This window comes from Stenotrophomonas sp. SAM-B (assembly GCF_013387485.1).
GTDB classification, from domain to species: Bacteria; Pseudomonadota; Gammaproteobacteria; order Xanthomonadales; family Xanthomonadaceae; genus Stenotrophomonas; species Stenotrophomonas maltophilia_AA.
In genome coordinates, this window is record NZ_JABBXB010000013.1 from 17,788 (window position 1) to 30,878 (window position 13,091).

At 67.3% G+C, this 13,091-nt stretch carries 12 protein-coding genes; all 12 read left to right on the forward strand.

Annotated elements, in window-relative coordinates; all coding sequences use genetic code 11:
* Positions 1 to 13 precede the first annotated feature (13 nt).
* Positions 14 to 1,489: a Fe-S cluster assembly protein SufB gene (sufB, locus tag HH110_RS17315; protein ID WP_176990805.1), complete on the forward strand. Its 1,476-nt coding sequence runs from the start codon at positions 14 to 16 to the stop codon at positions 1,487 to 1,489.
* A complete protein-coding gene (locus tag HH110_RS17320) occupies positions 1,486 to 1,893 on the forward strand; it encodes a lysozyme inhibitor LprI family protein (protein ID WP_176990806.1) in 408 nt (135 codons plus the stop codon). The genes sufB and HH110_RS17320 overlap by 4 nt, the downstream gene beginning before the upstream one ends.
* 45 nt (positions 1,894 to 1,938) lie before the next feature.
* The gene (sufC, locus tag HH110_RS17325; RefSeq protein ID WP_176990807.1) at positions 1,939 to 2,703 is read left to right on the forward strand and encodes a Fe-S cluster assembly ATPase SufC; all 765 of its coding nucleotides are present in this window, start codon (positions 1,939 to 1,941) and stop codon (positions 2,701 to 2,703) included.
* Positions 2,703 to 3,965, forward strand: coding sequence for a Fe-S cluster assembly protein SufD (gene sufD / locus HH110_RS17330; RefSeq protein ID WP_176990808.1), 1,263 nt, complete (start codon positions 2,703 to 2,705; stop codon positions 3,963 to 3,965). The genes sufC and sufD overlap by 1 nt, the downstream gene beginning before the upstream one ends.
* Complete coding sequence (locus HH110_RS17335; RefSeq protein ID WP_176990809.1) at positions 3,962 to 5,218, forward strand: cysteine desulfurase; 1,257 nt, start codon at positions 3,962 to 3,964, stop codon at positions 5,216 to 5,218. The genes sufD and HH110_RS17335 overlap by 4 nt, the downstream gene beginning before the upstream one ends.
* Before the next feature lie 106 nt (positions 5,219 to 5,324).
* On the forward strand, positions 5,325 to 5,861 hold the full coding sequence (locus HH110_RS17340) for a GNAT family N-acetyltransferase (RefSeq protein ID WP_176990810.1): 537 nt from the start codon (positions 5,325 to 5,327) through the stop codon (positions 5,859 to 5,861).
* Positions 5,858 to 6,190, forward strand: coding sequence for a non-heme iron oxygenase ferredoxin subunit (locus HH110_RS17345; RefSeq protein ID WP_176990811.1), 333 nt, complete (start codon positions 5,858 to 5,860; stop codon positions 6,188 to 6,190). Before HH110_RS17340 ends, HH110_RS17345 begins: the two co-directional genes overlap by 4 nt.
* Before the next feature lie 89 nt (positions 6,191 to 6,279).
* Complete coding sequence (locus HH110_RS17350) at positions 6,280 to 6,660, forward strand: hypothetical protein (protein ID WP_176990791.1); 381 nt, start codon at positions 6,280 to 6,282, stop codon at positions 6,658 to 6,660.
* Positions 6,661 to 6,806: 146 nt separating this feature from the next.
* A complete protein-coding gene (locus tag HH110_RS17355; protein ID WP_176990812.1) occupies positions 6,807 to 9,128 on the forward strand; it encodes a catecholate siderophore receptor Fiu in 2,322 nt (773 codons plus the stop codon).
* A 51-nt stretch (positions 9,129 to 9,179) separates the two neighbouring features.
* Entirely contained in the window at positions 9,180 to 9,866 is a 687-nt protein-coding gene (locus HH110_RS17360) for a Fe2+-dependent dioxygenase (RefSeq protein WP_176990813.1), read from the forward strand.
* A gap of 159 nt (positions 9,867 to 10,025) precedes the next feature.
* Complete coding sequence (locus HH110_RS17365) at positions 10,026 to 10,424, forward strand: hypothetical protein (RefSeq protein ID WP_176990814.1); 399 nt, start codon at positions 10,026 to 10,028, stop codon at positions 10,422 to 10,424.
* Positions 10,425 to 10,565: 141 nt separating this feature from the next.
* Positions 10,566 to 12,989 carry a TonB-dependent receptor gene (locus HH110_RS17370; RefSeq protein ID WP_176990815.1) on the forward strand — a complete coding sequence of 808 codons (2,424 nt, stop codon included), beginning with the start codon at positions 10,566 to 10,568 and terminating at the stop codon, positions 12,987 to 12,989.
* Positions 12,990 to 13,091: the final 102 nt, after the last annotated feature.

Below are 13,091 nucleotides of genomic sequence, written 5' to 3' on the forward strand. Positions count from 1 at the left end.
TCAGGCAGCCCCCATGGCCACCGATACCCTTGATACCGTCGCCACCGGCGATACCCCCAACCGCGAGATCCATGAGCAGCTCGGCCGCAAGTATTCGGCGGGCTTCATCACGGACATCGAATCGGACTCGTTGCCGCCCGGCCTGGACGAGGACACCATCCGTGCCCTCTCGGCCAAGAAGGAAGAGCCGGAATGGATGACGCAGTGGCGCCTGGATGCCTACCGCCACTTCCTGACCATGCCGATGCCGGACTGGGCCAAGCTGCAGATCGCCCAGATCGACCTGCAGGCGCTGAGCTATTACTCCGCGCCGAAGGGCCCGAAGTACGCCTCGCTGGACGATGTGCCCAAGGAACTGCTGGACACCTACGACAAGCTCGGCGTGCCGCTGCATGAGCGCGCCAGGCTGGCCGGCGTGGCCGTGGATGCGGTGTTCGATTCGGTCTCGGTCGGCACCACGTTCCGCAAGGAACTGGCCGAGAAGGGCGTGATCTTCTGCTCCATGTCCGAGGCGATCAAGGAACACCCGGAACTGGTCAAACAGTACCTGGGCACCGTGGTCCCGGTCGGCGACAACTACTTCGCCGCGCTCAACTCGGCGGTGTTCTCCGATGGCAGCTTCGTGTTCATCCCCAAGGGCGTGCGTTGCCCGATGGAGCTGAGCACCTACTTCCGCATCAACGCCGGCCATACCGGCCAGTTCGAGCGCACGCTGATCATCTGCGAGGACAAGGCGTACGTGTCCTACCTGGAAGGCTGCACCGCGCCGATGCGCGATGAGAACCAGCTGCACGCCGCGGTGGTCGAACTCGTCGCGCTGGAAGATGCCGAGATCAAGTACTCCACGGTGCAGAACTGGTACCCGGGCGATGAGAACGGCGTGGGCGGCATCTACAACTTCGTCACCAAGCGTGCCGAATGCCGTGGCGCGCGCAGCAAGGTCACCTGGACCCAGGTCGAGACCGGCTCGGCGATCACCTGGAAGTACCCGTCCTGCGTGCTGCTCGGCGATGATTCGGTCGGCGAGTTCCACTCGGTCGCGCTGACCCACCACCGTCAGCAGGCCGATACCGGCACCAAGATGATCCACATCGGCAAGCGCACCAAGAGCAAGATCGTCAGCAAGGGCATCAGCGCCGGCCACGGGCAGAACACCTACCGCGGGCTGGTCAAGATGGAGCGCGGCGCCGAGGGTGCGCGCAACTACACCCAGTGCGATTCGCTGCTGATCGGCAAGAAGTCCGGCGCGCACACCTTCCCCTATATCGAGGTGAAGAATCCCAGCGCGACGGTCGAGCACGAAGCCACCACGTCCAAGATCTCCGACGACCAGCTGTTTTATTGCCGCGCCCGCGGCATCGACCAGGAAAACGCGGTCTCGATGATCGTGGACGGTTTCTGCAAGCAGGTCTTCCGCGAGTTGCCGATGGAGTTCGCGGTGGAAGCCAAGAAGCTGCTGGACGTCAGCCTGGAAGGCTCGGTCGGATGAAGCGCCTGCTCACCCTGGCCGTGCTGCTGTGCGCGGCGGCACCGGCGTTCGCGCAGGACGTGGTGTGCAATCCCGGCGGCAATCAGCTCGAACTCAATGCCTGCGCCGACCAGGAGTTCAAGAAGGCCGATGCCGAATTGAATGCCGTCTACCGCCAGATCGTGACCCGGCTTGCCGGCGAGCCCGTGGCGCTGGCGAAGGTGAAAGCGGCACAGCGGCTGTGGGTGCAGCTGCGTGACGCCGACCTGGAAGCGCGCTACCCGGTGGGCGCGGATGAGAATCCGCGTTTCCTGTACGGCTCGATGTACCCGATGCTGTACTCCGGCGCCAAGGCGGCATTGACCACCACGCGTACCGCTTACCTGCGCAACGAATTCCTCGAGCGCAGCGAATACGACCTCTGAGTCGCGCTGCCTCCAGTTCCCCTATCTGACAAGACGATTATCGACATGTTGAAGATCGACAACCTCCACGCACGCATCGGCGAAAAAGACATCCTGAAGGGCCTCTCGCTCGACGTGAAGCCGGGCCAGGTGCACGCCATCATGGGCCCTAACGGCGCCGGCAAGTCCACCTTGGGCAATGTCCTGGCCGGCCGCGAAGGCTATGACGTCAGCGAAGGCAGCGTGCAGTTCGAAGGCAAGGATCTGCTCGATCTGGCCCCGGAAGAACGCGCCGCCGCCGGCCTGTTCCTGGCCTTCCAGTACCCGGTGGAAATCCCCGGGGTGAACAACACCTACTTCCTGCGCGCCGCGCTCAACGCCCAGCGCAAGGCGCGCGGCGAAGAGGAACTGGATTCGATGCAGTTCCTCAAGCTGGTCCGCCAGAAGCTGGCCGTGCTGCACCTGAAAGACGAGCTGCTGCACCGTGGCGTCAACGAAGGCTTCTCCGGTGGCGAGAAGAAGCGCAACGAGATCTTCCAGCTGGCCGTGCTCGAGCCGAAGCTGGCGATCCTGGATGAAACCGACTCCGGCCTGGACATCGATGCGCTCAAGAGCGTGGCCGACGGCGTCAACGCGCTGCGTTCGCCGGACCGTTCGTTCATCGTGATCACCCATTACCAGCGCCTGCTCGACTACATCAAGCCGGACGTGGTGCATGTGCTGGCCGACGGCAGGATCGTGCAGAGCGGCGGCCCGGAACTGGCCCTGGAACTGGAAGCCCACGGCTACCACTTCCTGAAGGACCGCGTGGTGCCGGAGGCAGCGGTCTGATGAGCGCCCTGCTCGATTCCCTCGCCAGCGGCTTCTGCGGCAGCGATGCACGTCGCGCCGAGCTGGACGCCGCCCTGCAGGCCGGCCTGCCCGGCCCGCGTACCGAAGCCTGGAAATACACCTCGCTGCGCCAGCTGGAGCGCCGCAGCTTCCAGCCCGCCCCGCTCGCCCCGGCCTTGGTCGACGCCGCCCTGCTGGCCGACATCCCGTCGCCGCGGCTGGTGTTCGTCAACGGCCGTCCGTCCGGCGCGCTGAGCGATGTCGCGGCAGTGCCGGCCGGCGTACAGCTGGCCACGTTGTCCTCGGCGCTGGCCGCCGGCGATGAAGCCGCGCGCTTCCTTGGGCGCCGATTCGAGCGCAGCGAGGAAGTGTTCGCCCGCCTCAACGCCGCGCTTGCCGATGAAGGCGTGCTGCTGCGCGTGGAGGAAGGCGTGCAGGTCGAGGCGCCGCTGCAGCTGGTCTTCATCAGCGTGGCCGGCGATACCGATCTGTCCTGGCACCACCGCCACCTGATCGAACTGCGCAGCGGTGCCGCGCTGGGCGTGGTCGAGCATCACCTGCATGTCGGGGATGCCGCACACCTGGACAACACCCTGGTGCACGTCCACCTCGCGCAGGACGCCGTGCTCTCGCATGCCCGCGTGCAGGCCGATGCCGCCCGCGCCACCTCGCTGCTGCGCACCGACGCCGTGCTGGCCCGCAACGCGCGATACCGCCGTGTCGATCTGGAGCTGGGCGCCGCGCTGAGCCGCCATGAGCTCAACGTCCGCCTGGAAGGCGACAACGCCCAGCTGACCGCCAACGGCGTGCTGCTCGGCAACGGCCGTCGCCATGTCGACACCCGCCTGGGCATCGAGCACATCGCGCGCGATACGAGCTCGGAAATGGTCTGGCGTGGCGTGGCGGCCAACCGCAGCCGCGTGGTCTTCCACGGCGGCATCCACATCCGCGAAGGCGCCGATGGCACCGACGCCAACCTGTCCAACAAGAACCTGCTGCTCTCCGCCGATGCCGAGATCGATACCCAGCCGACGCTGGTGATCGATGCCGACGAAGTGAAGGCCGCGCACGGCGCCACGGTCGGCCAGCTCGATGCGAATGCGCTGTTCTACCTGCGCTCGCGTGGCCTGCCGGCCGATCGCGCGCAGCAGCTGCTGAGCGCGGCGTTCTGCCATGAACCGCTGAACGTCCTTGACGCACGCCTGACCGAGCAGCTCACCGCCCAGCTCACCCGAGCGCTGGCCCTGGCGGGCGTCGCATGAACCTGTCCACGCCGCGCCCGGTCGCCGATACCGGCGCCGCGCCCGACTGGGATCGCGTGCGCCTGGACTTCCCGCTGTTGATGCGCGAAGTGCATGGCAAGCCGCTGGTGTACTTCGACAACGCCAACACCGGCCAGAAGCCGGTGCAGGTGATCGGCGCGGTGGACGAGTTCTACCGCCGCTACAACGCCAACGTCAGCCGCGCGGTGCATGCGCTCGGCACCGAAGCGACCGATGCCTACGAGGGCGCGCGCAACAAGCTGGCGCGCTTCCTCAACGTGCGCGCCAGCGAGCTGGTGCTGTGCAGCGGCACCACCTTCGCGATCAACCTGGTGGCGTATTCGTGGGCGCTGCCGCGGCTGAAGGCCGGCGATGTCATCCTGGTTTCGCGCATGGAGCACCATGCCAACATCGTGCCGTGGCAGCTGGTTGCCCAGCGCACCGGCGCGACCCTCCGCGTGGCCGAGATCACCCCGGACGGCGCGCTGGACCTGGACGCGCTGCGCAGGGCCATGACCCCCGAGGTCAAGCTGCTCGCAGTCGCCCACGTGTCCAACGTCCTGGGCACGGTCAACCCGGTCCGGGAGATCTGCCGCGAGGCCCGCAAGCGCGGCATCATCACCGTGGTCGACGGCTCGCAGGCCGTCCCGCACCGCAAGGTCGACATCCCCGCGATCGGCTGCGACTTCTACGCCATCACCGGCCACAAGATGTGCGGCCCGACCGGCACCGGTGCGCTGTGGGCCAGGCGCGAGCACCTGGACGCCATGCCGCCGTTCCTCGGCGGGGGGGAGATGATCAAGGAAGTCAGCTTCGAGGGCACCGTGTTCAACGAAGCCCCGCACAAGTTCGAAGCCGGCACCCCGAACATCGCCGGCTTCATCGGGCTGGGCGTGGCGGTGGACTACCTGGAGTCGCTGGGCCTGGACCACGTGGAAGCCCGCGAAGGCGAGCTGCTGGCGCACTTCACCGAAGAGCTGAACAAAATCGACGGCCTGCGCATCTTCGGCACCACGCCGGACAAGGCGGCGGTGGTCTCCTTCCTGGTGGACGGCGCGCATTCGCACGACCTGGCCACCCTGCTCGATCTGGAAGGCGTCGCCGTCCGCTCCGGCCAGCACTGCGCGCACCCGCTGCTGCAGTACTACGGCGTCGCCGCGACCTGCCGTGCGTCGCTGGCGTTCTACAACACGCATGAAGAAATCGAACGCTTCATCGTGGCGCTGAACAAGGTGCGCAAGCTGCTGAGCTGAGCCTGCCCCGCCTGCGCCCCACCGGAACGCCGTGGCCTGCCACGGCGTTTTTCGTTGCCGCCGGAGGTCGTTTCCGTCCGGGCCCCAGCCAGCCTAAAATGGCGGCATGAGCACCCTGACCTACCGCGCCGCCACGCCGGCCGACATCCCCGCCCTGATCACCCTTGTCACCTCCGCCTACCGGGGCGATGCCAGCCGCGCCGGCTGGACCACCGAGGCCGACATCCTCGATGGCGCCCGTATCGACGCGCAGGGCCTGCAGACCGACCTCGAGCGCCCGCGCAGCACCATCCTGCTCGCCGAGCGCGACGGCCAGCTGCTGGCCTGCGCGCACGTGGCCGATGACCAGGGCAAGGGGTACTTCGGGATGTTCTCGGTGGATCCGGCCCAGCAGGGCGGCGGCATCGGCAAGCAGGTGATGCTGGCGGCCGAGGCCCACGCCGCACGCGAGTGGGGCGTATCGGTCATGCAGATGACGGTGATCGACATCCGCGACGAGCTGATCGCCTTCTACGAGCGCCGGGGCTACCTGCGCACGGGGATCAAGAAGCCCTTCCCCTACGGCGACGAGCGCTTCGGCATTCCCAAGCGCGACGATCTGCGCTTCGAGATCCTGGAAAAGCCGCTGGTGGTGCCCGCGTGAGCGAAACCTGGACCTTCGTCTGCGCCAGCGCCGAGCTGCTGCCCGGCGAAATGAAGAGCACCTTCGATGAAGTGACCGGCACGCCGATCGTGGTGTTCAACCTGGACGGCGAGCTGTACGCGCTGGAAGACCAGTGCACCCACGACGAGTTCGAGCTGTCCTCGGGCACCTTCGATACCGGCGAGGCCAGCATCGAGTGCGTCCTGCACGGAGCCCGCTTCGACATCCGCGACGGCGCCGCGCTGTGCGCGCCGGCCTACTCACCGGTGGCGAAGTTCCCGGTCAAGCGGGAACACGACGCCGTCTGGGCCCGCGACGATCGCGACTGACCCGGGCTGAACGCCGGCGTTTTGAAAACGCGAATTGTTCCTATTACGATAGGCATTGCGGCCAGCCGGTCGCGCCTGTCCGGTAACCCGTGTCCGCCCACCGCTCTCTTCTTGGTGCTCTCGCCCTGTGGGCCACGCTCTGCGTGGTGCTGCTGGCGTGCCGCGGGCTGAACGGAACGCAGGTCGGCGCTGAGCCAGGCAACGCGCCGGCACGGACCTCGCTGGCTTGGGAGCTCTCGCCGACGGCGACCGCCCCGGATACGCCGCTGCCCGAACTCCCGGCGGCAGAGCCCTTGTCGGCCACCGAGTCCGGCCCCGATCCCGAACTCGGCCATGTCGGCCTGCCTCTGCGTCAGCGGCGTACCGCCTGGACGGCACTGGTCCCGTTGTGGCCGTCCGATGCGCTGCGGCGGCAGCGGCTGGAACCTTCGCTGCGGCTCAACCCCGGCCACGCGCCTCCCTACGCCTGATTCCGGCCCCGCGCACCGCGTGGGGCGTGCCGTGCCTGCGCCTGTGCGCAGTGCGAACGGCTTCGCGTGCCCGCTTCTCCATTGCCAGCCGCTGTGCCCCGCGCACACCGCGCCGCCCGTCTTTCCCTTCCCGGATCGTCCACACCATGATCAAGAGCCGCAAGCATTCTTCCTTTCCGCGCACCGTTGCCGGCCGCGCCACTGCCGGCCTGGTCACCGGGCTGAGCCTGGCTGTCCTGCCAGTCATCGCGCACGCACAGTCCAGCGGCAACACGCCGCAGACCCTGGATCAGATCGATGTGCGCGGCGTGCGCGGCTTCAAGGCCGACAAGGTCGCTTCCCCGAAGTTCACCCAGTCGCTGCAGGACACCCCGCAGACGATCCAGGTGATCACCAGCGACCTGTTCAACCAGCAGGGTGCGACCACGCTGACCGATGCGCTGCGCAACAGCCCGGGGGTGGGTACGTTCTACGTGGGTGAGAACGGCAACACCAACACCGGCGACAGCATTTTCATGCGCGGCTTCGACACCTCCAGCAGCATCTTCGTCGATGGCGTGCGCGACCTCGGCTCGATCTCGCGGGATGTGTTCAATACCGAGCAGGTGGAGGTGGCCAAGGGCCCGGCCGGCACCGACAACGGCCGCTCGGCACCGACGGGTGCGATCAACATGGTCAGCAAACAGGCCAACCTGCACAACGCCGTGTCGGGCACAGTCTCGGCCGGTACCGACAGCCAGCAGCGCGGCACCGCCGATTGGAACCAGGCGCTCGGCGCGACCAGTGCGCTGCGCGTGAATGCGATGTGGCAGGACAGCGACCCGCCCGGCCGCGACCACGTCAACAACAGCCGCTGGGGCATCGCACCGTCGTTGGCGTTCGGCCTCGGCACCAGTACCCGCTATTTCCTCAACCTGCTCTACGTGGACCAGGACAACGTGCCCGACGGCGGCGTGCCGACCCTGGGCCTGCCGGGCTGGACGCCGCAGCCCAGCCTGGAGCGGCTGGCCGGGCAGCCGGTCGATCCGGAGAATTTCTACGGCACCCGCGCCGACCACGACGATGTCACCGCGAAGATGGCGACGTTCCGCATCGAGCACGACGTCAACGACGCCGTGCGCGTGACCAACACCGCCCGCTGGGGCCGCACCGACCAGGATTACCTGCTGACCGCGTTCATGGGTACCGGCACGCGCGGTGCCAATGGCGCACCGACCGGCAACATCCGCTTCACCAACCCGGCCGATCCAGCCACCTACACCATCGCGCGCAGCCTGCCGACCTTCAAGGACCAGCAGAACACGATCCTGACCGACCAGCTCAACCTGCGCGCGGACATCACCACCGGGGCGATCGTGCACAACCTGAGCGCCGGCCTGGAATTCACCCGCGAGGAGCTCAAGAGCTTCGGCCAGGCCGCCACCGGTGGCACCACCTGGTCGCCGGCCAACCTGTATGCCCCGGACTGGAACGCGACCGGACTGACCTGGGCACACAACGGTGCCGACAGCCACGGCAAGACCACCACCTCCTCGGTCTATCTGTTCGACACCCTCAACTTCGGCGAAAGCCTGCTGGTCACCGCGGGCCTGCGCGCCGACCACTACACGACCGAGTACCAGAGTGCATCGGTGTGCGGCGGCCGTGGTCCGGCCTGTGGCGCCAACCCGGTCGGCACGGTGATCGCCAATCCCTCGCTTGAACATTCGGACACCCTGCTCAACTGGAAGCTTGGCGCGGTCTACAAGGTCGATGACATCGTCAGCCTGTACGCCAACTACGCCCTCTCCCAGCAGCCGCCGGGCGGCAGCAACTTCCAGCTGAGCACCTCCGCCAGCAGCGCCGACAACCCGAGCCTGGATCCGCAGAAGGCCAGGACCGTCGAAGTGGGGACCAAGTGGGCCTTCCTCGATGACGCACTCGCCTTCAACGTGGCGCTGTTCAAGACCGAGGTCAGCAACGAGATCAACACGCAGGTCCTGGACGATGCAGGCAACCCGACCCAGACCGGCAAGAAGTCGGTGCAGGGCATCGAGGTCTCCACCGTGGGCCGCATCACCGACAACTGGTCGGTTTCGGCGGGCTACAGCCATCTGGATACCGAGGTGGATGAAGGCGCCAACGTCGCCGCCGACGGCACCCGCAACCTGACCTACACCCCGGGCGACACCTTCACCAGCTGGACCAGCTATGCCTTCCCGTCCGGCCTGACGATCGGCGGCGGCGTGCGCTACGCCGGCCAGATGCATCGCGGCACGGACGGTGCGGTCGGTACCCCGGCCTTCACCAAGTCCTACACGGTCTACGATGCGGTGGCTTCGTATGCGATCAACGAGCATCTGGTGCTGCGCTTGAACGCATACAACCTGTTCGACAAGCAGTACGTGGCTGCGATCAACAAGAGCGGCTACCGTTACACCCCGGGTGCCCCGCGCACCGTCCTGTTCAGTGCGGACTTCCGCTTCTGACCACCGGCCGGCGCAGGGGAGCCCTCCCCTGCGTCGTACAAGGACCCTGTCATGTTGCTGCATGTTCCCGACGTACTGAGCGCCGATGAACTGGCCCACCTCCAGCGCGCGCTGGCCGAGGCGGCATGGGCCGATGGGCGCGAGACCGTCGGCGCGCAGGGCGCGCAGGTCAAGCGCAATGAACAACTGCCCGACGCCTCGCCGCTGAAGGCCGAGCTGGGCCGGATCGTACTGGTCGCCCTGGACCGGCATCCGCTGTTCTTCGCGGCGGCATTGCCGCTGCGGATTCTGCCGCCCCGCTTCAACCGCTACCAGGGCGGCGGCGAGTACGGCTTCCACGTGGATGGGGCGGTGATGATCACCCCGCTGGACGGACAGCGCAGCCATCTGCGTTCGGACGTATCGTGCACGCTGTTCCTCACCGCGCCGGAGGACTATGACGGCGGCGAGCTGGTGATCAGCGATACCTACGGCGAGCACGAGGTGAAGCTCCCCGCCGGCGATCTGGTGCTGTATCCCTCGAGCAGCCTGCACCGCGTCAACCCGGTCACCCGTGGGTCGCGGTTGGCCTCATTCTTCTGGGTGCAGAGTATGGTGCGCGATGACAGCGCGCGGCGCACGCTGCTGGAGATGGACAGTGCGATCGAAACGCTGCGCTCCACCGGTGCCGACAGCGCGGCCGTACTGCAGCTGACCGGCGTGTATCACAATCTCCTGCGACGCTGGAGCGAGATCTGAGCCTGGCGCCATAGGCTTTCGTAATCGCAAATCATTCCCATTTGCGCTTGGGAACATATCTCACTACAATCTCGGCGCGTTGCGAACCGGACATCCGGTCCGCCGCTACCGGGCCTCCTTTTGCGCCACCCTCACCGCCATCGCAGCTTCGCCACCGCCATGCGCGGGCAACGCCCTGCGCTGCCCGTGGTGCTGGCGTGGCTCGCAGTGCTGGCGATGCTCTTTACCGGCCTGCCGGTGCTGGAACGGGCAGCCCCCGGCAGCACCGTCATGGTCCTGCAGATGCCGATGGACGAGCGCCCGGCCGGCGGTGGGGAAACCACGCCGCAGGAAGAAGCCCCGGCCAAACCGCGCCGGGTCGCCAGCGCGCGCCCTGCCGCGACGCCGCCGCAGCTGCCTTCACTGCCGCCGGTCGTGGAATCCCTGGATTCGCTGATGGCCACCCTGGTGGCACAGCCGCCGCGGATCGTGCCCGCCATCGATTCGGCACCGGCCACGCCGCTGCCTGCCGCACCCGGGCTGCGCGTCCAGCGCGGCCAAGCCCCACCGCAGGGCTAATTCCGGCCCCCGGCAGCGCCATCGCGCCCCGCCTCCGGTCCTGCGTGTTGCGCCCGCCCCGGGCGTCCCTGATACCTGCGCGTGCTGCCGCCCTGCGGCCTGCCACGTCGCGTCCGTTTTCTCCTTACCGAGGTTGCCCCCATGGCCCAGCGCCATCGTCGTCGCACGTCCCTGTCCCGCTGCACCCTGTCCCTCGCCCTGCTCGGTGCGCTGAGCGCCCCGGCCTTCGCCAACGGCGACGCCGCCGGTCCGACCACTCTGGACAAGGTGGTGGTCACCGCCGCCGGCTTCGAGCAGAAGATCGCCGATGCCCCGGCCAGCATCAGCGTGATCAGCCGCGAAGAATTGAGCAAGCGCCCGTACACCAGCCTGGTGGATGCGCTGCGCGACGTGGAGGGCATCGACGTGGGCATGGAGCCGACCGACAAGAACGGCCGCGCCACCATCTCCATGCGGGGCATGCCGTCTGACTACACCCTGGTGCTGATCGACGGTCGCCGCCAGAGCAACGCCGGCAACCTGTATCCGAACAACTTCGGCGGCGGCCAGTTCTCGTACATGCCGCCGCTGGATGCGATCGAACGCATCGAAGTGGTGCGCGGCCCGATGTCGACCCTGTACGGCTCGGATGCGATGGGCGGGGTGATCAACATCATCACCCGTCGCAACCAGACCGAGTGGCATGGCGCGGTCACCCAGGGCTTCACCCTGCAGCAGGACGACCAGTTCGGTGACGCGCGCAGCACCGATGTCTACCTGAGCGGCCCGTTGATCAAGGACCGACTGGGCCTGTCGGTGCGCGGCAGCTACTACGACGCCAAAGCCTCCAACCCGGAATGGGACGACCTCCAGCTGCCCGACGGCACGATGTGGTCGCGCAGCATCGGCTTCGGTGGCGGCGGCAAGGCGGTAGCCAACACCAACTGGAACACCGGCCTGCGCCTGAACTTCATCGTCAACGACGACCACGAGCTGTGGCTGGACTACGACGTGTCGCGCCAGAAGTACGACAACAGCGAAGGCCAGACCGGCACCCTGGACAGCCTCGCCAGCCTGTGGCGCGTCGGCAACGCGACGATCCCCAACCCGAACGGCACCGGCACCGTCAGCCGCCGCGTGGTGCAGCCGCGCGTGGGCTACACCGCCTACCAGCGCTACGAGCGCGACCAGTTGGCGCTGACCCACCAGGGCCGCTATGAATTCGGCACCTGGCAGACCACGCTGACCCACATCACCAGCAACAACCTCGGCCGCTCGCTGCCGCTGACGCTGGACGAGCGCGCGGATCTGCAGGGCCTGTGGAACGACGTCTGCCGCCGCACCGGCGCCGCCGCCAACTGCGCGGCCGGCGCGCGCAACGGGCTGGGTGCGCTCAACGCCGCCGAGCTGGCGCGCCTGCAGGCCTTCCTGCCGCGCCCGCTGCGCACCATGGAACTGAAGGGCAACGTGCTGGACACGATGCTCGACCTGACCTTCGGCGCGCACAAGCTGACCGTCGGCGGCCAGTACAACGACACCGACATGGTCGATGGCGTGTTCGGCATGGACGGCAACGGCTACAAGACCAACGTCAAGCAGCAGCACCGCATGTGGGCGCTGTTCGCCGAGGACAACTGGTCGCTGACCGACACCCTGACCGCCACCGTCGGCGTGCGCTATGACGACCACAACATCTTCGGCAGCCACGTCAGCCCGCGTGCCTACCTGGTATGGAACGCCAACGATGCCTGGACCCTCAAGGGCGGCGTCAGCACCGGCTACAAGACCCCGCGTCCGGACCAGCTGTTCCCGGGCATCGTCGGCTTCGGTGGCCAGGGCGTGACCCCGCTGGTCGGCTCGCCCAACCTGAAGCCGGAAACCAGCACCAACTACGAAATCGCCGCGTACTACGAGGGCGATCGCTGGGGTTTCAACGTCACCGGCTTCCTCAACAAGTTCGATGACAAGATCGCCAGCGGCGGCACCTTCGCCAACTGCGAAGTCGCCCCGGACGATGGCAGCTACTGCGTGGACATCGGCCCGGGCTGGGCCGAGCTGGGCTACAGCACCTTCGGCCAGAGCGTGAACATCGACAAGGCCGAAACCCGCGGCGTGGAAGCGGCTGCCCAGGTCGATCTGCTCGACACCCTCCAGCTGCGCGGCAACTACACCTGGACCAGGAGCGAGCAGACCAGCGGCACCGGCAAGGGCCTGCCCATCACCGGCAACCCGGCCAGGCACATGGCCAATGCCAGCCTGAACTGGCAGATCAACGAAGCGGTCAGCCTGTCGCTGATCGGCGAAGGCCGCTACGACCGCTACCGCGACACGCTGGTCAGCAACGTCGGCGGCGTGAGCAGCTCGCAGACCCGCTACTACGAGGACTACACGATCTTCCACCTCGGCGGCAGCTGGGACATCAACACCTGGCTGACGGTCAACGCGCGGGTCAACAATCTGTTCGACAAGGACTTCGTCTCGCAGTCCTGCGTGCTGATCAGCGACAGCGAATTCAACTGCGTGGACGACTACGCCACCAAGGACCAGCGTCGCAGCTACTGGATTTCAGTGAACGCCAAGTTCTGAGGCACCCCGTGGCGGCGTCCCGAGTGACGCCGCCACGGGCCTTGACCTCGGGCAGCGCGCAGGCAACGGTTCGCTGCCCTTTTTTTGCCCACAAATTGCGAA

Coding starts and splice junctions, on each gene's coding strand:
- HH110_RS17370 (WP_176990815.1), top strand. CDS start 10,566: ATGGCCCAGCGCCATCGTCGTCGCACGTCCCTGTCCCGCTGCACCCTG.
- HH110_RS17360 (WP_176990813.1), top strand. CDS start 9,180: ATGTTGCTGCATGTTCCCGACGTACTGAGCGCCGATGAACTGGCCCAC.
- sufB (WP_176990805.1), top strand. CDS start 14: ATGGCCACCGATACCCTTGATACCGTCGCCACCGGCGATACCCCCAAC.
- HH110_RS17320 (WP_176990806.1), top strand. CDS start 1,486: ATGAAGCGCCTGCTCACCCTGGCCGTGCTGCTGTGCGCGGCGGCACCG.
- HH110_RS17340 (WP_176990810.1), top strand. CDS start 5,325: ATGAGCACCCTGACCTACCGCGCCGCCACGCCGGCCGACATCCCCGCC.
- HH110_RS17365 (WP_176990814.1), top strand. CDS start 10,026: ATGCGCGGGCAACGCCCTGCGCTGCCCGTGGTGCTGGCGTGGCTCGCA.
- HH110_RS17355 (WP_176990812.1), top strand. CDS start 6,807: ATGATCAAGAGCCGCAAGCATTCTTCCTTTCCGCGCACCGTTGCCGGC.
- HH110_RS17335 (WP_176990809.1), top strand. CDS start 3,962: ATGAACCTGTCCACGCCGCGCCCGGTCGCCGATACCGGCGCCGCGCCC.
- sufC (WP_176990807.1), top strand. CDS start 1,939: ATGTTGAAGATCGACAACCTCCACGCACGCATCGGCGAAAAAGACATC.
- sufD (WP_176990808.1), top strand. CDS start 2,703: ATGAGCGCCCTGCTCGATTCCCTCGCCAGCGGCTTCTGCGGCAGCGAT.